Below are 20,171 nucleotides of genomic sequence, written 5' to 3' on the forward strand. Positions count from 1 at the left end.
GGCGGCTCCCATGGGGCCGCCTTTTTTTCGGCGCTACAACGTCTTATAGTTCTGTCATGCTTCGCCCTGAAGTTTTGGTTCGGAAGGTCGCATGTTTCGGTTGGTAAGGGTTTCTCTGCTTTTGGTGGTTGTGCTTGCTGTGGCGCTGGTGGCGTCCATGGGGCTGACGATCCTGACCTATGTCCGGCTGACGGCCGAGGAGCCGATTGCAAAGATGTATTTCGAGCCGATTGAGGAGGATTTGTTCGAGGCGCATCTGGCGGCGGGTGAAGGCGGGGATGTCGGCATCTTTGAGATTTATGGTGATCAGTGGCGGATTGATGCGGAGTTCATTAAACTCAAACCCTGGGCCAATGTGATGGGCATGGATGCCCGCTATAAGCTGGTGCGCTTTGAGGGGCGCTATAGCGATATCAATGATGAAAACACCAAGCCGAAGATGGCCTACGATCTGGGGCAGGGCGATGCGCTGGATCTGATGAATTATCTGGCGGAATGGAATTTCCTGGTCGATGCCGAATATGGCAGTTCGACCTTTACCGATATCAGGCAAGATACGCTTTATACCGTCTATCGCACCCAGTCGGGCATCATTGTGCGGTCTGAGCCGATACCTGATCCGATTGGCTATGAGCCGACGATGATGGATGACGTCCGGGCGTGGGTATCGGGTAACTGATACATCCGGGTTTCTGCGAGACACGAACGTGAGGTCCGAAACCGGCGAGCAACACTGGGCTCTGCCCCATATCCTTTTGCCATCGTTAACCGCACCGGCCACTCAACTGGGCCGGTGCCAGATGGATTGGATAGATCATGTTGCTTGAAGACAAGGTTGTTATCATCACCGGTGCAAGTTCCGGGATCGGCGCCGCATCGGCCAAGCTGTTTGCCCGGGAAGGGGCAAAGCTTGTGCTTGCGGCGCGCTCGGAAGATCGACTTGATCAGGTTGTAACGGAAATCAATGGGGCAGGCGGCAAGGCATTTGCCCTTGCCGGGGATGTCTGCGACGAGGCGTTTGCCAAGGCATTGGTTGATGCCGCGATTGGTGAATATGGCGGGCTTGATGTGGGGTTCAACAATGCCGGAACCCTCGGATCACCCGGTGCGCTGAGCGATATTGATGTTGGGGAGTGGGATGAAACCATTCGAACCAATCTGACATCAGCCATGTTCGGGGCGAAATACCAGATGCCCGCGATTGCCAAATGCGGCGGCGGATCGGTTATTTTTACTTCTACCTTTGTTGGACATACCATTGGCCTGCCGGGCATGACGGCCTATGCGGCAAGTAAAATGGGCCTAATCGGGATGGCGCAATGTCTGGCCGTGGAATATGGCGGCGCCAATGTGCGGGTAAATGCCTTGTTGCCGGGCGGAACAGATACCCCGATGGCGGCAAGCTTTGCCAATGATCCGGAAGCACGGGCAATGGTGGAAAAGTTCCATGCACTCGGTCGGATTGCCGCGCCAGACGAAATTGCCAAGGCGGCATTGTTTCTGGCATCCGACCATTCAAGCTTTGTCACCGGGTCGGCCATGTTGGCCGATGGTGGCAACTCGATCTGCAAGGCTGCCTGATCAATTCTTGACCAAGCCATGACCGAGGCCAAGGCCCAGAAAAACCAAACCCGCCCGGATTGCTCCGAGGCGGGCTTGGCGCACGGGTCCGAATTTAGCGAACTAAATTCGATCGTACAGTCACGTTCGAGATACCCCGAAAGTGAAAAAGACTAGAAGCCTTCGCGCTCGATGCGCTTACGCTCCAGCTTGCGGGCACGACGGATTGCTTCCGCCCCTTCGCGAGCTTTCTTCTCCGACGGCTTTTCAAAGTGGCGACGGAGTTTCATCTCACGGAAAATGCCCTCGCGCTGCATCTTTTTCTTAAGCGCTTTCAGAGCCTGATCGACATTGTTGTCGCGAACGATTACCTGCACGGAAACCACGCTCCTTTCAAAAAAACAAAAACACCCGGAGTGCGGAATGCCCCCCGGTTGGATTTACGGTCAAACTGACCGTGGGCTGTATATAGTGCAAATCTGGCAAAAAGAAAAGAGGGAAGGGGATATTCGCCTTGGGCGTTTATTGGCCGCGTTTTGGCGAACCCTTTGGGCAATTACCGGGTTTTCCGGTTTGGTTGCTTTAAAACCATGTGGCGATAACCATATGGTAGAAATGAATTAAAGGTTGTTATAATGCTTTGAGATAACAACATCTATTGCCTGATCCTGATCGGGTACATGATCTGGTTTCCCCGGGTTTCCGGGCGGGATATGCAAACAGCTCGGAGGATGGGAAATGGAAGGTGGTTTGCGCGAAACGGCGATTGCACATGCGCCGTTTTTTGTCACAGCCCCCGGTGAAACAGATGTTTTATTCACCATTGTTGTGTGGTTCGTGGTGTTGGCGGTGTTCGGTGCTGGGGCACTTTATCTTAGCCTGCATGCACTTCCCGAACGCATGGCCCATCACGCCAACCATACGCAAATCCAGCTCATCAGTATCCTGACCCTTCTGGCATTGTTTACCCATAACAACCTGTTCTGGTTGGCTGCCCTTGTGATTGCGGTGGTTCAGGTGCCGGATTTCTATAGCCCGCTCCAGTCGATTGCCCAGTCCGTCAAGGCAATGGCGCGCAACAAGGGGGCTGTTGTCGACGACTCGCCCGTTGCGTCAGAGCCAGTGACGACGCAGGAGAATGCCAAAGATGTTTGAGCTTCTTTTGTGTTCGCTGTTCACCATCCTGCCCGACTACCTGTTTCGCCGTTACAAGCAGGGCAAGCGGATCGGCAAGGAAATCACCCTGTTTTCCGTCTGGTATGAGCTGCGCTATGGCATTGTTGGCTGCGCGATCCTGACGATCACGCTTATTGCGACTATTTTCTATTTCCATCCATCGACGGTGAATGTGTCATCGTTCTTCCGAACCGTAACGATCCTGCCGGAAAAAGGCGGGCGTGTGGTCGAGATCTATGTTGAAAATGATCAGGTCGTGGCCGGTGGTGATCCGCTGTTTCGCATTGATAACCGGGTGGAACGCGAAGCCGTCGCCATGGCCGAGCAGCGCATTGCCGAAATCCGCGCCCAGATGGATGTCACCCGTGCTGACCTTGCCGTCGCCGAGGGCAATGTCGAACAGGCCCGCGGTACTTATAATCAGGTGCGCGACGAGCTTGAAGTCAAAGCCGATCTTTTGTCGCGCGGGAACAATGCGGTATCACGCCGCGAGGTCGAACGCCTGGAAGTATCGCTGACAACCCGGCAAGGCGGGCTGAACGCCGCGCTTGCAAGCATGACAGTGATTGAAACCAAGCTTCAAAGCCTGCTTCCGGCACAGCTTGCCAATGCGCAAGCGGCACTAAGGTCGGCAGAGGCGGAGCTTTCCAAAACCGTGGTGCGTGCCGGTGTGGCCGGAAAGATCCAGCAATTTGCCCTGCAAGTTGGTGATTATGTCAGTCCGGTCCTACGCCCGGCGGGAATCCTGATCCCGGAAAAGGACGGGGAAACGATCTATCAGGCGGGCTTTGCCCAGATCGCAACACAGGTGGTCAAGCCCGGTGTGATTACCGAGGTCACCTGTGCGTCATTGCCGTTTGAAATCATCCCGATGGTGGTAACCGACGTGCAGCCGGTGATTGCCGCTGGCCAATTCCGGCCAACGGACCAGTTGCTTGATATCACTGATCGCGCAAGGCCGGGCACCTTCCTTGCCAAGATGGTGCCGCTTTATCCGGAAACGATCCGTGATGTGCCACTTGGCAGTAAATGTGTCGCCAATGCCTATACCAACACCCATGATCAGCTTGAAGATCCTGATATCGGAACGGGGCGCTGGCTGTTTTTGCATATGGTGCAAACAGTGGGTGCGGTGCATGCCGTCCTGTTGCGCGTGCAGGCATTGATCTGGCCGATCCAGACTCTGGTCTTTGCGGGACACTAGGGCCGGGCATTAGGACTTTACAGCCGGTCGTTTTTGGTTGGATATAGGGCCATGTCGATCCTTAAAATTGCCCGGATGGGCCACCCGGTTCTGCGCCGCGTTGCAGACCGTGTCGAAGACCCGCTTGATCCCGAAATTCAGCGCCTGATTGCTGATATGAAGGATACCATGAAGGATGCCGGGGGCGTTGGCCTTGCGGCGCCGCAGGTGTTTCAGTCCTTGGCGATCATGGTCTATTACGTGCCCGCCCTTCGCAAAAGCGATGATCCCGACGATGGCGAGGTGCCCTTAAGTGTTCTGATCAACCCGGAAATCGAGCCGATTGGCGATGAAATCGTTGATGGCTGGGAGGGATGTTTGTCGATCCCGGGCCTTCAGGGTGTGGTGCCGCGATGGAACAAAATCCGTTACCGCGGGTTAAATGAGAAGGGCGAAGCTGTGGAAACCACCGCCGGTGGTTTCCATGCCCGCGTGGTTCAGCACGAATATGATCATTTGATCGGGGTGATGTATCCCGAACGTATGGAAGATATGTCGTTGCTTGGTTTTAACGAGGAATTGCGCGAAAACCCGCCCGAGACTACCTTTAGGCAGTCGGTTGCGACCGACGCCGGATCTGATGACGAGGAGGCCTGAATGTCTGTTACTGAAAGCATGACCCGTCTGCAAGCCCAGCGCGAAGCACTGGTCGAGGCAGCCCTTGAACATGTGCCGTTCGATGGCTGGACCAAACAGGCACTTCATGCGGGGGCAGAAGACCTTGATCTTGCACCGGGCGAGGTGGATCGTTTGCTCCCCAATGGCATTCGTCAGGCCATCGTTACCTATGTCGAAATGACTGATCGCAAGATGATCGCCGCCCTTGATGAAAAGGGCCTTGAGAACCTGAAAATTCGTGATCGCATCGCGACGGCGGTCAAAACCCGCCTTGAGCTGGTCGAGGGGCAAAAGGACACTGTTCGTGCGGCTCTTGCGTTTATGACCCTGCCGCAAAACGCCGCCCTTGGTCTAAAACTGACCCATGGGACGGTGGATGCGATGTGGGTGGCAGCCGGTGATACCTCCACCGATCATAACTGGTACACCAAGCGCATGTTGCTGGCGGGTGTCTATGGATCAACCCTTGCCTATTGGCTGGATGACACGTCCGAAGGCCATGCCGATAGCTGGGCATTCCTCGATCGCCGGATTGGCAATGTCATGCAGATCCCGAAAATTACCGCCAAGATTGGCAAGGCTGGCAAGTTTGCCGCCGCCCCGTTTAAAATGGGGGCAAAGATTGCGCGCTGCATGCCGACACCGGGCCGGATGCGCCGCCAGTTTGGTGGCTGATACAAAGGCCGTCAAAAAGCCCGATGAAAACAAAAACGCCACCGTGCATTGTGCCGGTGGCGTTTTAAGTTTTGAGGGAAGGAAACTTTTGCGGACGCAGTGATGCGGCCTGATCAGAAGGTATTGGTCAGGAAGCTTAAAAGCGTCATGTCGGGTTTGTTGGCTTCTTCCATTTCAGACGCCAGATCAATCTCGATCGGATTTTCCGGGCGCTGTGGTTCAAACTCATCCTCAATCAGGGTCTTAAGCGCGTTGGTGTCATCGGCTTCCTGAAGGTCATATTTTGCCGGCTTGGCGGCAAGGGCGACCAGTTCGGACGGCGGGGTGCCCATCCAGATGCCCTTTTTGTTGTCCTTGGCGAACTGCTGATCGCGCAGATAGGTGGTGCAGCTCGGATGGGTGTCGCAGCTGACCATATCGACCATCGCCCAACCGGCGCGCAGGATCAGACGGTTCAGATCGACCTGACCCATCTGGCATTCGGTCAACATCGGGAACAGTTGAACGTCCGAGACCTGCTGACATTTGATCGCATAGTTTTCGATGATGCGATCAAGCGCCTGGGCCGCCGCCGCCCCGCACTGGAATTCGACCGAACCGGCCCGGCAGATCATGCCGGGTTTTGGCGCGCGAATGCCAAACAGTTCGACAATCAGATTACCAAAGCGCAGCTTGTCGCCTTCGATCACATCCGGGAAGCCTGCGGCCCCCGGTGTAGCTGTGGCTTGGTTCGTGCGGCTTTCGACAGCAATCAGGCCAAGGGTCAGTGAAAGAATGATCAGAAGTTTTTTCATCACATGTCATCCGTAAAGAGTTTCCTGCCCCTTCAACAGCAAACCGGATGCCAATCAACTGGGCATAAAATGCCAGCCGGGTGATGTTTTGTGTAACGTTATGAATCACATACGAAAAAGCCCCGGACGCACTTGGTATCCGGGGCAATTTCTTGTTTTGCTTGGACGTCGGGGACGCCTTACTTTGGCAGAACCCAGGTCACATGGCCCATCTTGCGGCCGGGCTTTGCTTCGGCCTTGCCGTAAAGGTGCAGTTTGGCATTTGGCTCGGTCAAAATTGCCTGCCAGTCATTGATGTCGTCACCCAAAAGGTTCTTCATGCGGGCCTTGGAATGATGGGTCGGATCGCCCAGCGGCAGGCCGCAAACAGCGCGGATGAACTGTTCGAACTGACTGGTGATGCAGGCATCAATCGTCCAGTGACCGGAATTGTGCGGACGCGGGGCGACTTCATTGACCAAAATGTCACCATCGGTCGTGACAAACATTTCAACCGCCAGAAGCCCGACAAATTCCATCGCGCTGACCAGCCTGATCGAGATGTCTTCGGCCTTTTTCGAAAGATCGTCTGCGATTTCCGCCGGGGCAACGGTGACGTCAAGGATGTGATTGGTATGCACGTTCTCGACCGGGCAGAAACATGCGGTGTCGCCTTTTACGCCACGGGCAACGATCACGGAAATTTCGCGCTCGAACGAGATGAAGCCTTCAAGGATGGCCTCGGCTCCGCCCATTTCAGACCAGGCTTCGGCAAGGTCGGTATCAGCGGCAATCTTGACCTGTCCCTTGCCGTCATAGCCAAGTTCGGTGGTTTTCAGAACCGACGGACGGCCAAGCTTGGCAACGGCGGCCTCAAGATCAGCAAGGGATCGAACCGCCTCAAACGGCGCGGTGCCAATACCATGATCATTGCAAAACGTTTTCTCGCGCAGGCGGTTTTGCGAAATATGCAGGCATTTCCAGCCCGGACGAACCGGCACAAGATCCGCCAGCAGTTTGACGCTGTCGTGCGGGACGTTTTCAAATTCAAACGTCACAACATCGACATCCTCGGCAAAGGCGCGCAGTGCATCAAGGTCGCTGTAATCGGCAACGGTCGCCTTGGCGCAGACCTGTTCGGTCGGGCTATCGGCACCCGGGCCAAACACATGGACCTTATAGCCAAGCTCCGCCGCACAGAAGGCTGCCATACGGCCAAGCTGACCGTTGCCCATAATGCCAATGGTGCTGCCCGGGGCGATGATGCGCGTGTCGAAATCCGTCATGTATTCCTCGATCAAAACTCGCCCATCTGTCGGGCAATCGTCAAATCTGGTGCAATCAAACAAAAACGCGCCCCGTCGGGGGCGCCTTTTTCAGATCAGGAGATCAGGGTGCCGGGTCGACCGGCTCGTCTGCGACCGATGCGGTCTGGGCTGCGCGCCAGTCATCAAGGCGGGCGGCAAGGCCATCATCCATCAGCGCCATTATTTCGGCTGCCATCAAACCGGCATTTTTGGCACCGGCAGAACCAATGGCAAGGGTGCCAACCGGAACGCCGCCCGGCATCTGAACGATGGAAAGCAGGCTATCAAGGCCCTTAAGGGTGCGGCTTTGAACCGGAACACCCAGAACCGGAAGCGGGGTCATGGCCGCTGCCATGCCCGGAAGGTGGGCGGCACCGCCGGCACCGGCGATAATGACCTTAAGGCCGCGCGACTTTGCCGTTTTGGCATAGTCATACAGGCGATCCGGCGTGCGATGGGCGGAGACGATCTTGGTCTCGTACGCGACGTTCAACGCATCAAGGACATCTGCTGCATTTTTCATGGTTTCCCAGTCTGACTGGCTTCCCATGATAATGCCGATGACCGGGATTTGATCGCTCATATTGGCGGCTCCGTTTCGGGCGGTTTCATGAAGGCCCGCATTATATGCAGCAAGTTCTATCATGCAAGCTTGCTTGCGGGATTGTCTTATCGGGAAAAGTCTTGTATATGATGTTGACCTTATTAAGAAATTCATGAAGTAATGGCAAATCGCAGTCAATGTCACTCAGGATTGAAAATCTTGGTGAATTAATTGCGTTTTTGATCTATTATTTACCATTGCCTTATATAACTGTGCAGGTAGCACGCGAAGGTCAGACATGAAAGTCACAAGACCAGGATCAATGACACCCTCTATGGGGGGCGGGGATGGACGATATCCATCAAGCCCTTACGGGATTCTTGCATATGGCAAGGATGCGGGCCGTCGTCGTGCGCCAAATCAGGACCATCAGGTTGATATCGACACTGACGCCATACCGGATGCGGTCGACAAGACGCCCTATCACACCCCCGATATCGCAAACGTTCTGGGTATTCCCGACCAACAGGTGACACCTGCGGTAGAACAGGCGATAGGTCGCCTGATGGTGCGCATCAATGGCCTGACCGAAAATCTCAACGAACTGAAGCAACGCCAGACTCATCTGGCCCGCAATGAAGGCCGCGATCCCTTTACCGGCGCGATCAGCCGACAGGCCTTCATGCAGATCCTTGAAAACGAAATGTCACTGGTTGGCGCGGATCGGACAAGCCGCATGGTGTTGATGTGCGAATTGGCCAATCTTGACGACATCCTGCAACTTCACGGGCAGGATTGCAAAGAAGGCCTGTTTAACTATGTCCGGCGCATCATGGCTGATTTTATCATGGCGCCGCATCATCTGGGATATCTCGGCTGCAATGACTTTGCGGCCCTGATGTATAACGTTGACGAGGAAGATATCTGGCAACGCGTTGACGCCATCACCAGATGGCTTGATCAACATCCTTATACGCACAAAGGCAAACCGATCCCGGTTGTCCCGGTCTTCGGGCTTTATCATGCGCAAAGCGGTGATACACCGGCCTCGGCCCTTCAGGCGACAGATGCGGCCCTGCGTGCGCACAAGGAAATGTATCTGGCCCGGCTGGATCGCATTCCGCAGGGCATCTGATTACTTCCCATTTTCATCTGGCAGATTTTGGCGTGGCCGGTGGCAAATCAGGCGATAATGTCTGGGACCAGCTGCGACTCGATATAAAGGATTTCGTCCTTTAAGGCCAATTTGCGCTTTTTCATGCGGCCAAGACGCAGTTGATCATGATGGGGGGCCTGAACCATTTGTTCGATGGCGACGTCCAGATCACGGTGTTCCTCGCGGAGCGAAAGAAGTCTCTTTTCAATCTCGATCTGATTGATTTCGTCCATTTTTGATCCAGCTTAATAACCAATGCGAGGGGACAGTGATAATACCAGATATCATGTTGGCAACCCATATGATTTGTACCACCCTGTAAAACAAATTTGCCACGATCGGGAAGGAAACAAATGCGCATCGGAGTTTTGACCAGTGGCGGTGATTGCGCCGGATTGAACGCGGTTATTCTTGCGGTGGTCCGCCGTGCGGTTCTTGGCTATGGCTGGGATGTTGTCGGTATTCGTCAGGGAACCCATGGCCTGATGCAGGACCCGCCCCAGGCCATTGACCTTAATGATCAGGTCAATAGTGACGGGTTGTTGCGCCTTGGCGGTACGATCCTTGGCACGGTGAACAAGGGCGATCCGTTCCATTATCCGATGCCTGATGGCAGCTTTGCCGACCGATCAAGCGAAGTCATTGAAGGCTATCACAAGCTTGGCCTTGATGCCCTGATTGGCATTGGCGGCGATGGCAGCATGGCGATCCTGCATCGTTTGGCCAAGATGGGCGGCATCAATCTGGTGGGGATCCCCAAGACGGTTGATAACGACCTTGCCCAGACGGAATATTCCATTGGCTTTACCACGGCGGTGAATGTCGCAACCGACGCCCTTGATCGGTTGCAACCCACCGCGGCATCCCATGAACGGATCATGATCCTTGAGGTCATGGGCCGTGATGCCGGACATATTGCCTTGTTCGCCGGGGTTGCGGGCGGGGCGGATGTCATCCTGATCCCGGAAATGGATTATGATCTTGATGAGCTTAGCCAGCATTGCCTCAATATCCGCAAAAGCGGCCGCAACCATGCGCTGGTGATCGTTGCCGAGGCGGTCAAACGTGATGATGGATCGGCGGTAACCCTTGGCGATGATGGCCAGAAAGTCCGTTATGGCGGCATCGGCCATTGGCTTGCCGACGAGCTTGGCGCACGCACCGGCTGGGAAACCCGTGTGACGGTGTTGGGGCATGTCCAGCGGGGTGGCACACCATCGCCGCGTGACCGTGTGATTGCATCGGCCTTTGGGGTGCATGCGGTGGATTTGATCGCAGAAAAGAAATTTGATCGTGTCTGCGCCTGGCAACAGCGCAAAGTCGTCGATGTTGCGATGGAAGATGTTATTGTCGGCCCGCGGCTTGTTGATACCCAAGGCACGATGGTCTCGACCGCCAAGGGGCTTGGCGCCTATATGGGGCATCCGCCGAAAGTCGCCAGAACGGCCAAAACCGTTTGATATCCAATAAAAACACAGCAGGTTGGGAATGGATCAGGAAGAAGTCTGGGCCTTTACGGTCGCGATGTATGGTCGCGATGGCGTCGCCAAGATGTGCCTTGATCTTCAGGAACGTTGTGACCTTGATGTGAACATGCTGCTTTTCATGTTCTTTCTGGGTCAGAAGGGATTGGCACCACTAAGCATTTCAGCACTTGAGGCATCTGTGCGCGACTGGCGCGAAAACGTGATCAAGCCACTGCGCCAGACACGGCGACACCTGCGCGATGATCCGCGCATCAGTGCACAGGAATTGCGCCAGAAGGTCAAATCAGACGAATTGCAGGCCGAACGCATAGAACAGCACATCCTGTGCGAAGCGGTTGAAACCGTGCCGAGTGATGATCGGATGGCCGCCGCCCATGCCTATTTGTCCCCCAACCGGTTCGCGTTGGATCAGCAGGCTTGTGACAAGGCGCTTGGCGACCTGACCCGGATGATGGGGATCGCCTAGCGCGCGGTTATTCTATTCGCGTGTTTTGGGTTTGCCGGTGACCGGGATTGGGTTGGCGGCCTCGGTATCGCCCCAGCGGGCTGTTTCGGGCAGATCAATCTCAAACAGATCAAGAATCCGTCCGCAGCTTTGTGTCACCATTTCATCAAGTGATTGCGGCCGGGCATAGAATGCCGGAACCGGCGGGGCAATGATTGCGCCGTTTTCCGTGGCCAGCGCCATGTTGCGGATATGGCCGGCATGAAGCGGTGTTTCACGCGCCATCAGGACAAGACGCTTACGCTCTTTAAGGATCACGTCGGCGGCACGCGCGATCAGATTATCTGCGACTCCGCTTGCGACCTCGGCCAGAGACTTCATCGAGCAGGGGGCAATGATCATACCGCGGGCGCGAAAGGAACCCGACGCAATCGATGCACCGATATCGGCATTGTCATGGACAACGTCAGCCATCTCCTTGATTTCGCGGATTTTAAAATCGGTCTCATAGGCGATGGTGCGCTCGGCTGCTTTGGAAAGAACCAGATGAGTCTCGATTGGCGTATTTTTCAGCAACTGTAAAAAACGTATGCCGTAAATCACACCCGATGCGCCGGTTATGCCAATGATAAGTCGATCTTTTTGCGTCATGCCAATCCTTGCCGGGCTGTGTTCTTGTTCACGTTTCTGATCGAAACACTGGAAATCATGTTACGAAATTAATACCATCTTGTTGTGGGCAATGTCAGATATAAGGAGTAGGCGAATGAGCGTTCAAAGCCATATCGAAGCTCTAACTGCCAAACATGCTGCACTAGAGCAGGAACTCCACCTCGAGACGCGCCGCCCGGCGCCCAACGATTCCGTTGTTGCAGACATTAAACGCCGCAAGCTTGAAATCAAGGACGAGATAAACCGAATAACCCATTAGCCGTTGTGGCATGGCCAAACGCGTGATCAAGAACACGCGATCCCCCATGCGAACGGTTTGACGACCTCAAAGATTTCCTAACTCTTGCTTTTGCCGCCTCATCTTAACGCCCACGCTTGAGGCGGCAACTTTATGTCTGCACTTCAAAATCACGGGCAACTTCCCACATTCATCATATAGCTGCAAACAGATACGAAATCCCTGACTGAGGGGATCAACCACGTATCTGTTTTGAGTAATTGTAATCCGCAGAAACCAAGGATTACAGGGCGCTACCAATGTCTAAGGGGTATGTGTAAATTAAATCGGTATTATGATGCCGATTTACGAGCATATAGCTCCGCATGCGTCCGAATTCGACGCCAGACCAAACGCCGCGGGAGGGTATTTCACCAATGACCGGTCGCTATCAGGAAATCTACGAACGTTCGATCGCCGACAAGGAAGGCTTTTGGGCAGAAGCTGCTGAAAACATTTCCTGGTACAAGAAATGGGATCGCGTTCTCGATGACAGCAACGCACCGTTTTACCGCTGGTTTGTCGGTGGCAAGGTCAATACCTGCTATAACGCACTTGATCGTCACATTGAAAATGGCCGGGGTGATCAGGCAGCCCTGATTTATGACAGTCCGGTCACCAATACGGTTCAGACATTCACCTATTCCCATCTGCGCGACGATGTCGCCCGCCTTGCCGGGGCATTGCATGCGCGCGGGGTGACCAAGGGCGATCGGGTGATCATCTATATGCCGATGATCCCGCAGGCGGCGATGGCGATGCTTGCCTGTGCGCGGATCGGCGCGATCCATTCTGTCGTGTTTGGCGGTTTTGCATCCAACGAACTGGCGACCCGCATCAATGACGCCAAACCAAAACTGATCCTGACCGCAAGCTGCGGCATCGAAGGATCGCGCGTCATTGAATATAAACCGCTGCTCGATAAAGCCATCGCCATGGCGGATCACAAACCCGAAAGCGTCATTCTGTTCCAGCGGCCACAAAGCGATGCGTTGCTGATGGATGGTCGTGATTACGACTGGGAAGTGGAATGTGCGAAGGCCGCACCGTCTGACTGCGTCCCGGTTGATGCCACCGATCCGCTTTATATCCTTTACACGTCCGGCACGACCGGCCAGCCCAAGGGCGTTGTCCGCGACAATGGCGGGCATATGGTGGCCCTCAACTGGTCGATGAAGAACATTTATGATGTCGATGCCGGTGACGTTTACTGGGCGGCGTCGGACGTTGGCTGGGTGGTTGGCCATTCCTATATCGTTTACGCGCCGCTTCTGGCCGGTTGTACGACGGTGATGTATGAAGGCAAACCGGTCGGAACGCCGGATGCCGGGGCGTTCTGGCGGGTAATTTCCCAGCACAAGGTCAAGGTGCTGTTTACCGCACCGACGGCATTCCGTGCGATCAAACGCGATGACCCCAAGGCCGCGCATATGGCCAACTATGACCTTGGCAGCCTTAAGGCGCTGTATCTGGCCGGTGAACGTTCGGACCCCGATACCCTGCAATGGGCGGAAAACAGCCTTGGTGTGCCGGTGATTGACCACTGGTGGCAGACTGAAACCGGCTGGTCGATTTGTGCCAATCCGCGCGGGATTGAATTGCTTCCGATCAAGTATGGCTCGCCAACGGTGGCAGCCTGCGGTTGGGATGTACAGGTTCTCGACGAGGCCGGAAAGCCGCTTGAACGTGGTCAGATTGGCGCGCTTGCCGCCAAATTGCCGCTACCACCGGGAACGCTTCCGACCCTTTGGCAGAATGATGACCGGTTCAAGTCATCCTATCTTGAAGAATTCCCGGGCTTTTATGCCACGGGGGATGCCGGCTTTATTGACGAAGATGGCTACATCTACGTCATGTCGCGCACTGACGACATCATCAACGTTGCCGGGCATCGCCTGTCGACCGGGGGCATGGAAGAAGTCCTCTCAAGCCATCCTGATGTCGCCGAATGCGCGGTCATTGGTGTGCATGATGATCTTAAGGGGCAATTGCCGCTGGGCTTCATCGTGTTGAAGTCCGGGGTCACCCGCCCGCATGACGCGATCTTGGCCGAAGTCGTTGCCATGGTCCGCGATCAGATTGGACCGGTGGCCGCATTCAAGAAAGCAACTGTGGTCGAACGCCTGCCCAAGACCCGATCGGGCAAGATCCTGCGCAAGACCATGCGTTCCATCGCCGATGGTGAAAGCTATAACACCCCGGCAACGATCGATGATCCGGCAATCCTTCCCGAAATCGCCGAGGTCCTCAAAGAAATCGGTTATGCAAAATAGATAGACCCGTCCATCACAGATGCAAACTCCCGCTCCCAACTTAACGGAGCATCCTTGCACCCGCTTTTGCTCTCAAAAGCGGGTGCTTTTTTTAGGATCAAGTTTTGGGAATGATCGGGCTGTCGTCGCAGAGTGGCCGTTGCATCAGGACCGAATCAAGCCAGCGGTCAAACTTGTAGCCGACCTTTTTGAAGGTACCGACCATTTCAAAGCCGTGGCGTTGATGTAGGCTGATCGATGCCTTGTTAGCACTATCCCCGATCACGGCGACCATCTGGCGCCACGGGCCCTCTTCACACCGTTTAATCAGGGCCGCCATCAGAAGACTGCCAACCCCTTGGCCAACACAATCATGGGCCACGTAGATCGAATTTTCGGCCGTATGGCGATAGGCCGTGCGCGGGCGATAGGTGCCAGCGTAACAGTAGCCCACAATAGTATTGCTGCGAACGGCAACAAGATAGGGCAGGCCCTTATCGCGAATGGCGGCGAACCGATTGGAAATTTCGGCCTCGTCAGGTGCCGTTTCCTCAAACGATGCCGTGCCATGCAGAACATGGTGGCGATAAATCGCCGTGATGGCCGGAATGTCGTCAAGCGCGGCGTCACGGATGGTGATGTTTGGCAACAGGGCTGTGGCAACGTCTTGGGCTGCGGTGTTCGAAGGCATGTTTTTTTATCCGGCATTATGATGTTTGAGCTGACATTACGCCCAAATACAGCATAAGTTTAGCTTTGATAAATTATGCACAGCATAAGGAAAAGTTTGGTATGCGTGCACTTAACCTTGATCAGCTTCATGCCCTTGCCGATGTTGTTGCAATGGGAAGTTTTTCGGCCGCAGCCGATAAGCTAAATCTCAGTCAGCCTGCCATCAGCCAACAGGTGCGTCAGCTTGAAACCCGCATGGGTGTCAAATTGATTGAACGCGTTGGCAAACGTGCCGAGGCCACACCGGCGGGATTGGCCCTTTTGGCCCATATCAGCGACATTGATGCATCTGTGCGCGCGGCCGAGGATGCCGTGGCCGGATTTTCAAGTGGTGCAGCCGGTCGCGTGCGGATCGGAACCGGGGCAACAGCCTGTATCTATTTCCTGCCGGCAATTCTTGAAAAGCTTCAACGCAGCTTCCCAAAACTCGAAATCATGGTTCGTACTGGCAATGCTGGCGACATCGTTCGTGCGATTGAGGATAACAAGCTCGATATCGGCCTTGTGACCATGCCATGCAGTGGGCGGAGCCTTTCGGTAACGCCGATCATGACCGATCCGTTTGTCGCAATCTTTCACGCGGATGCCGATGTCGGGGATGTTATTCGCCCTGCCGATCTGGAAGCGATGCCATTGGTGCTTTATGAACGCGGCGGATTGACGCGCACATTGGTCGATGACTGGTTGCGCAAATCCGGGGTTAATGGCCGTTCGGTGATGGAGCTTGGCAGTGTGGAGGCGATCAGGGAACTTGTCGGCGCAGGCATCGGTGCGACGATCCTGCCCGAAATGGGCGCAAGACCAGATCGAACCCAGTTTCCCATCAAGACCCGCCCGTTGTCACCGCCACTCGTGCGCGAACTGGCGCTCATCATGCGTCGCGATAAAACTCTGACGCCGGGACTACAGGCTGTCTGCAATAGCCTGAAAGCAGCCGCTGACAGGCGCAAAACTGATCGGTAAACCGGTCAGTCTTCCTCAGAAATGAAGAAGGTTGGAAAATCCGCATCCGGCTCCGGCGCGTGAAGCGCCACACCAGCCGTCGTGATCATTTCGGCGATATGATCCGGCGGCGGGCAATCGGTAAAGAACGCGCTGACATCGCGGATGGATCCGCCGCGGACAACGGCGTTGCGTCCAAACTTGGTGTGATCGGCAACCAGATAGGATTTCCGGGCATTTTTCAGGATGGCAGATCGGGCGCGGACTTCCTGTTCATCGAAATCAAGCAGGCTGCCATCCGGATCAATCCCGCCGACGCCAAAGATGCCGTAATCAACCTTGTAGCTGTTAAAGAACGCCTCGACCTCGGGCCCCAGAACATCCCGGTCACGATTGCGCAGGCGTCCGCCAATCAGGGTCACTTCAAAGCTGTCATTGGTGGCCGCGACATAGGCGACATTCAGGTTATTGGTGAAAATCCGAAGATCGCGATGTTGCAACAGCGCATTGGCAACAAGTTCCGGGGTGGTACCAATCGAAAAGAACAGCGACGCCCCGTTGGGAATTTCGCGCGCCACCAGGGCCGCGATCTTTCGCTTGTCATTGACGTTCAGAACCTTGCGCGCCCGATAGGCGATGTTTTCATGCTCAAGGGCTGGTTCAACACCGCCGTGGCGACGGCGTAGCAGGCCCTCATCGCACAGCGCATTCACGTCGCGCCGAATGGTTTGCGGAGTGACGTCAAAGCGTTCGGCAAGTTGTTCGATGGTGCGAAAGCCATCAGCACGGACAAGTTCGACAATGCCTGCCTGGCGTTCGGTTGGGCGTTTTTGCATGGAAACGTGTCTTCGGTGTTGTTCATTTGAAAAGCAGCCGAATGGTATGTCGCCACCATGTCGGTTGCGTTACCGTTTCGCGGCAATACAATGAAACAAACCTTACGCAAGCAGGACGTAAACCCCAACGAAAAAGGCCGCCCTGTGGGCGGCCTTTGAAATTCGATCAGGATTTGAAGAGGTTTTCGGCCGCTTCCATGTAATCGGAAGTCTTCGGCTCGTCTTTCTTCTCGTCCTTTTTCTTGCCGGGATAATCCGGTTCCGGATTGATCTGCAATTCTTCCGGCAGCGGATCCGGCTCGACATCCTTGGCGATCTTTTCCGGGTTCTTCGAACGTGCGATCACGACCTGTTTTTCAAGGTCAAGCTCGGTGCAAAGGCCCATGGTGACCGGGTTGCGCGGCGTCAGGTTGGCCGAGTTCCAGTGCGAACGATCACGGATCTTGCCAATGGTGTCCTTGGTGGTGCCGATCAGCTTGCAAACCTGCGCATCGGAAAGTTCCGGATGGTGTTTGAGAAGCCATGCAATTGCATTCGGGCGGTCCTGACGTTTGGAAACCGGGGTATAGCGTGCACCCTTTGACTGCGCGCGCGGGCGCGGCAGGTCGGATTTCGCCATTTTCAGGAATTCGCGTGGGTCTTTTTCGCAACGCGCGATTTCTTCTTTGGTCAGCTGACCATTGGCAACCGGATCGAGGCCAACGATACCTTGGCCGACGTCGCCGTCTGCGATGGCCTGAATTTCAAGCTCATGGAGTTCGGTAAAGGCAGCAATCTGCCGGAACGACAAGCCGGTATTGTCGATAAGCCATACAGCGGTTGCTTTGGGCATGAGGGGCTGTGCCATATTTCCTCCTGTTTCCTTCTTTCTCTCTGGAGACCGGCGATGGGTATAAGGCCCAAAAAGCGCGGGAATGTCTGCCCCAGAATATAATCTCTTTAGGTGGTCCGGCAATGCAGCAAGGTCAACCGCGGGGTTGCTGCGCATCATCGGATCCGCCATTGCGTTCTTTTCGATCAATGTGCGGGTAAATGCAACAATCTGTTGCGGCGTTCTGAAAAGAATATTTCTTTCAGGACCGCAAGCATAGCAATGTTGCCTTGGATCGGTCAGATAAAACTTATCAGACCTTCGTCCATACGCGATCAGTCGACTTCCAGTATCACTTTTCCGATGTGTGCGCCACCCTTCAATGTGGCATGTGCCTCCGATGCCTGCGCAAGCGGGAAGGTCTTGTAAATTACGGGCGCAACTTGACCGGATTCCAGAAGCGGCCAGACTTTTTCGCGCAACGAATTGGCAATTGCGCCTTTGTTGGCAACTGGCTGCGCACGCAGGGTTGATCCCATCAGCGTCAGACGTTTGAGCAACAGCGGGGTAAAGTTGGTTTCCGCCTTGGGTCCGCGCAAAAACGCAATGATCAGAATGCGGGCTTCAAATGCAGCTGCCTTGAAATTCCGGTTGACATAGTCGCCTGCGACCATATCCAGAATAACATCTGCGCCTTTGCCATCGGTTGCGGCTTTGACCTCTTCGACAAAGTCCTGGGTCTTGTAGTTGATTGCGACATCTGCCCCGAGGTCACGGCAGGCCTGACATTTGTCGTCTGATCCGGCGGTGGCAATCACCTTGGCGCCAAATGCTTTGGCAAGCTGGATGGCGGTGGTGCCGATCCCCGATGTGCCGCCATGCACCAGAAATGTCTCGCCCGCCTTCAGATCAGCTTTGTCAAAGACGTTATGCCAGACCGTGAAAAAGGTTTCCGGTACCCCGGCGGCGGCTATCATCGACATGCCTTTCGGCACCGGCAGGCATTGCGCCGCTGGCACTGCGGCATATTGGGCGTAGCCGCCGCCGGTAACCAGTGCGCAAACCTTATCCCCGCATTTCCAGTCAGTGACGTTTGATCCAACGGCAACAATTTCGCCTGACAGTTCAAGGCCCGGGATTTCTGACGCACCGGGCGGGGGCGGGTACATGCCGGCAACTTGCATCAGGTCCGGTCTATTCACCCCACTTGCCGCAACCCGCACCAAGACATCATCCGGGCCATGGTCCGGCACAGCGACATCACCCAGCACAAGGGCAGTGGGTGCGGTGTCTTTCGTGATCTCGACGGCTTTCATCTTTTCGGGAAATTCTGGATTGGACATCGGGACCTCGTTGGCGAAAACTGCGTTTTATACCTATCTAGGACATGAAGGAAATTCAATGCCCCTGACCTGACAGGGAATAATGGAGGATGATTGTGGACGAAGAAGAGTTTGCTGTTCTCAAATCGGGTGAATTTGGCTTGCCGCGCAATCTTGAAGGAATGTCGGTCACCAGTCTGAAAGACTATCGCGCCGCGCTGGAGCGTGAAATTAAACATGTGGATGAGACGCTCGAACACCGCAAAGGTGTGACCGAGGGTGCAGAAGCATTGTTCAAGAGCTGAAACCCCATCTGGATGCTTCGGAGCGGCATGTTCGATTACTAGACGTGAGGATGGTTTTTTTAAACCTGCGGTTAATTGAAAATTAAACTTGCCGTCTTATATGTGGAATAGAGGGTCATCTGATGGCTCTCTTGTCGAACGTGATGTTTCGATGCCTCCCTGTTAAACTGAGCCGCCCTTTTTTGGGCGGTTCTTTTTCTTTGTGATTGATTTTTAGCGACTTAGTGGCCTGCCGATTAAGGCAGTGCGCATCTGCGTGCCCGTATTAATCTGTAAAAAGATACGGGTTAATACGTATTGTCACATTTGTGCCATGAATAGCCTTGACCGCCTCTTAAGCGCTGGCTAAAGTTCGCACACAACAAAAACAAAACCAAAAAAAGTCCGGCAAGTTTAGCAGGTTGAGGTGAGACCGCCCCGAAAGTGGGCGGTCTTTCTATTTGCGCAATTCCCGTCTTGAAGCCGCTCAAAACCTTCCCAATATATTCAGGATGACTCACGAGCATCCCCCGACGTCAAAGGCGGCGTCGTATCAAAGCAATTTCTCGGTTGTTCATTTTTCGCGTACCTACGATGAAGCCTTTACGCTGCTGATAGAGGCACGGAATTACCTTTCCGCCCATCGAGGCCAAAGCAAGAAACAGGGCAGTCGCGAAGCCGTTGCACAATGCGTCGAAGAGATGCGCATGACCACGCGATTGATACGGGCAATGGCGTGGCTTCTTGCCGTGCGCGCTGTTGAAGCGGGGGAAATCCCATGGGATGAGGCTGTCGATATTGATGATCTGATGGCCGATCTTCGGGTCTGTACGGTCAATCCGCACGAGGAATATGGTTTTCTCTCGCCCGGTCTTCTCGACCTGATGGGGCGTGCCCATTCACTTTATATGCGTACCGCCCGTATGGAATTGCAGGTCGCCGCACGCTGCAACGGCTAATAGACCTCAGCCTTACCCGAACATCGTTTTGCCCAGGACTGGTTGCGGCGCGGTTGGTTGATACCGACCACAGCGCATTCTGGTGATCACGGGATATAGA

The 20,171-nt window shown here is 54.8% G+C and carries 24 protein-coding genes and 1 pseudogene; 15 read left to right on the forward strand and 10 right to left on the reverse strand.

Annotated features, from left to right (window positions below; genetic code table 11):
* The first annotated feature begins 91 nt into the window (after positions 1-91).
* Together WBY09_RS07105 and WBY09_RS07110 are read left to right on the forward strand one after the other, a co-directional pair.
* Entirely contained in the window at positions 92-679 is a 588-nt protein-coding gene (locus tag WBY09_RS07105; protein ID WP_197145484.1) for a hypothetical protein, read from the forward strand.
* Positions 680-816: 137 nt separating this feature from the next.
* The gene (locus WBY09_RS07110) at positions 817-1,581 is read left to right on the forward strand and encodes an SDR family oxidoreductase (RefSeq protein ID WP_336232346.1); all 765 of its coding nucleotides are present in this window, start codon (positions 817-819) and stop codon (positions 1,579-1,581) included.
* A 152-nt stretch (positions 1,582-1,733) separates the two neighbouring features.
* Here WBY09_RS07110 and rpsU read toward each other — a convergent pair whose 3' ends face one another.
* Positions 1,734-1,937, reverse strand: coding sequence for a 30S ribosomal protein S21 (rpsU, locus tag WBY09_RS07115; RefSeq protein WP_008891676.1), 204 nt, complete (start codon positions 1,935-1,937; stop codon positions 1,734-1,736).
* Positions 1,938-2,298: 361 nt separating this feature from the next.
* Between rpsU and WBY09_RS07120 the strand changes: the two genes are divergently transcribed.
* From WBY09_RS07120 to WBY09_RS07135, 4 genes are read left to right on the forward strand one after another with little or no spacing between them, the layout of a single operon-like run.
* Positions 2,299-2,715 (forward strand): hypothetical protein, encoded by a 417-nt coding sequence (locus WBY09_RS07120; RefSeq protein WP_064789307.1) that lies wholly within the window; start codon positions 2,299-2,301, stop codon positions 2,713-2,715.
* Entirely contained in the window at positions 2,708-3,940 is a 1,233-nt protein-coding gene (locus WBY09_RS07125; RefSeq protein ID WP_336232347.1) for an HlyD family secretion protein, read from the forward strand. The genes WBY09_RS07120 and WBY09_RS07125 overlap by 8 nt, the downstream gene beginning before the upstream one ends.
* 51 nt (positions 3,941-3,991) lie before the next feature.
* The gene (gene def / locus WBY09_RS07130; protein WP_336232348.1) at positions 3,992-4,576 is read left to right on the forward strand and encodes a peptide deformylase; all 585 of its coding nucleotides are present in this window, start codon (positions 3,992-3,994) and stop codon (positions 4,574-4,576) included.
* Positions 4,577-5,272: a COQ9 family protein gene (locus WBY09_RS07135; protein ID WP_063088977.1), complete on the forward strand. Its 696-nt coding sequence runs from the start codon at positions 4,577-4,579 to the stop codon at positions 5,270-5,272.
* Between the two features lie 113 nt (positions 5,273-5,385).
* On the opposite strand, the gene WBY09_RS07140 is transcribed toward WBY09_RS07135, so the two are convergent.
* The 3 genes from WBY09_RS07140 to purE form a co-directional block, all read right to left on the reverse strand.
* On the reverse strand, positions 5,386-6,066 hold the full coding sequence (locus WBY09_RS07140; RefSeq protein ID WP_336232349.1) for a thermonuclease family protein: 681 nt from the start codon (positions 6,064-6,066) through the stop codon (positions 5,386-5,388).
* A gap of 179 nt (positions 6,067-6,245) precedes the next feature.
* Complete coding sequence (locus WBY09_RS07145; RefSeq protein WP_336232350.1) at positions 6,246-7,331, reverse strand: 5-(carboxyamino)imidazole ribonucleotide synthase; 1,086 nt, start codon at positions 7,329-7,331, stop codon at positions 6,246-6,248.
* A gap of 103 nt (positions 7,332-7,434) precedes the next feature.
* On the reverse strand, positions 7,435-7,935 hold the full coding sequence (gene purE / locus WBY09_RS07150) for a 5-(carboxyamino)imidazole ribonucleotide mutase (protein ID WP_336232351.1): 501 nt from the start codon (positions 7,933-7,935) through the stop codon (positions 7,435-7,437).
* A gap of 283 nt (positions 7,936-8,218) precedes the next feature.
* On the opposite strand from purE, the gene WBY09_RS07155 reads away from it, so the two are divergent.
* Positions 8,219-9,031: a GGDEF domain-containing protein gene (locus WBY09_RS07155; protein WP_252723956.1), complete on the forward strand. Its 813-nt coding sequence runs from the start codon at positions 8,219-8,221 to the stop codon at positions 9,029-9,031.
* 47 nt (positions 9,032-9,078) lie between these two features.
* Here the strand turns inward: WBY09_RS07155 and WBY09_RS07160 are convergent, their stop codons facing one another.
* Positions 9,079-9,285, reverse strand: coding sequence for a YdcH family protein (locus WBY09_RS07160; RefSeq protein WP_008891665.1), 207 nt, complete (start codon positions 9,283-9,285; stop codon positions 9,079-9,081).
* A gap of 120 nt (positions 9,286-9,405) precedes the next feature.
* Between WBY09_RS07160 and WBY09_RS07165 the strand changes: the two genes are divergently transcribed.
* Both WBY09_RS07165 and WBY09_RS07170 read left to right on the forward strand, forming a co-directional pair.
* Positions 9,406-10,512: an ATP-dependent 6-phosphofructokinase gene (locus WBY09_RS07165; RefSeq protein WP_210513932.1), complete on the forward strand. Its 1,107-nt coding sequence runs from the start codon at positions 9,406-9,408 to the stop codon at positions 10,510-10,512.
* 28 nt (positions 10,513-10,540) lie between these two features.
* The gene (locus tag WBY09_RS07170; protein WP_197145477.1) at positions 10,541-11,005 is read left to right on the forward strand and encodes a TIGR02444 family protein; all 465 of its coding nucleotides are present in this window, start codon (positions 10,541-10,543) and stop codon (positions 11,003-11,005) included.
* A 12-nt stretch (positions 11,006-11,017) separates the two neighbouring features.
* Here the strand turns inward: WBY09_RS07170 and WBY09_RS07175 are convergent, their stop codons facing one another.
* Complete coding sequence (locus tag WBY09_RS07175; RefSeq protein WP_064779464.1) at positions 11,018-11,635, reverse strand: UbiX family flavin prenyltransferase; 618 nt, start codon at positions 11,633-11,635, stop codon at positions 11,018-11,020.
* Between the two features lie 115 nt (positions 11,636-11,750).
* Here WBY09_RS07175 and WBY09_RS07180 point away from each other — a divergent pair, with 115 nt between their 5' ends.
* On the forward strand, positions 11,751-11,915 hold the full coding sequence (locus WBY09_RS07180; protein ID WP_008891661.1) for a YdcH family protein: 165 nt from the start codon (positions 11,751-11,753) through the stop codon (positions 11,913-11,915).
* Positions 11,916-12,310: 395 nt separating this feature from the next.
* Entirely contained in the window at positions 12,311-14,206 is a 1,896-nt protein-coding gene (locus WBY09_RS07185) for a propionyl-CoA synthetase (protein WP_063088983.1), read from the forward strand.
* Positions 14,207-14,303: 97 nt separating this feature from the next.
* Here the strand turns inward: WBY09_RS07185 and WBY09_RS07190 are convergent, their stop codons facing one another.
* On the reverse strand, positions 14,304-14,876 hold the full coding sequence (locus tag WBY09_RS07190) for a GNAT family N-acetyltransferase (RefSeq protein ID WP_336232352.1): 573 nt from the start codon (positions 14,874-14,876) through the stop codon (positions 14,304-14,306).
* Between the two features lie 101 nt (positions 14,877-14,977).
* On the opposite strand from WBY09_RS07190, the pseudogene WBY09_RS19905 reads away from it, so the two are divergent.
* Positions 14,978-15,157: pseudogene (locus WBY09_RS19905) on the forward strand (helix-turn-helix domain-containing protein); the annotation flags it as partial.
* Positions 15,158-15,229: 72 nt separating this feature from the next.
* The gene (locus WBY09_RS07195) at positions 15,230-15,880 is read left to right on the forward strand and encodes a LysR family transcriptional regulator substrate-binding protein (protein WP_443082657.1); all 651 of its coding nucleotides are present in this window, start codon (positions 15,230-15,232) and stop codon (positions 15,878-15,880) included.
* Between the two features lie 5 nt (positions 15,881-15,885).
* On the opposite strand, the gene WBY09_RS07200 is transcribed toward WBY09_RS07195, so the two are convergent.
* The 3 genes from WBY09_RS07200 to WBY09_RS07210 form a co-directional block, all read right to left on the reverse strand.
* Positions 15,886-16,695 (reverse strand): DeoR/GlpR family DNA-binding transcription regulator, encoded by an 810-nt coding sequence (locus WBY09_RS07200; RefSeq protein ID WP_210513922.1) that lies wholly within the window; start codon positions 16,693-16,695, stop codon positions 15,886-15,888.
* Between the two features lie 166 nt (positions 16,696-16,861).
* Entirely contained in the window at positions 16,862-17,542 is a 681-nt protein-coding gene (locus tag WBY09_RS07205) for a DUF1013 domain-containing protein (protein ID WP_008891656.1), read from the reverse strand.
* A gap of 299 nt (positions 17,543-17,841) precedes the next feature.
* Positions 17,842-18,849: an NAD(P)H-quinone oxidoreductase gene (locus WBY09_RS07210; RefSeq protein ID WP_286791647.1), complete on the reverse strand. Its 1,008-nt coding sequence runs from the start codon at positions 18,847-18,849 to the stop codon at positions 17,842-17,844.
* Positions 18,850-18,938: 89 nt separating this feature from the next.
* Between WBY09_RS07210 and WBY09_RS07215 the strand changes: the two genes are divergently transcribed.
* A complete protein-coding gene (locus WBY09_RS07215; RefSeq protein ID WP_064779454.1) occupies positions 18,939-19,133 on the forward strand; it encodes a DUF1192 domain-containing protein in 195 nt (64 codons plus the stop codon).
* A gap of 491 nt (positions 19,134-19,624) precedes the next feature.
* Entirely contained in the window at positions 19,625-20,071 is a 447-nt protein-coding gene (locus WBY09_RS07220; protein ID WP_336232372.1) for a DUF1465 family protein, read from the forward strand.
* The last annotated feature ends 100 nt before the right edge of the window (positions 20,072-20,171 follow it).

This window comes from Thalassospira sp. CH_XMU1458 (genome assembly GCF_037027205.1).
GTDB lineage: Bacteria > Pseudomonadota > Alphaproteobacteria > Rhodospirillales > Thalassospiraceae > Thalassospira > Thalassospira tepidiphila.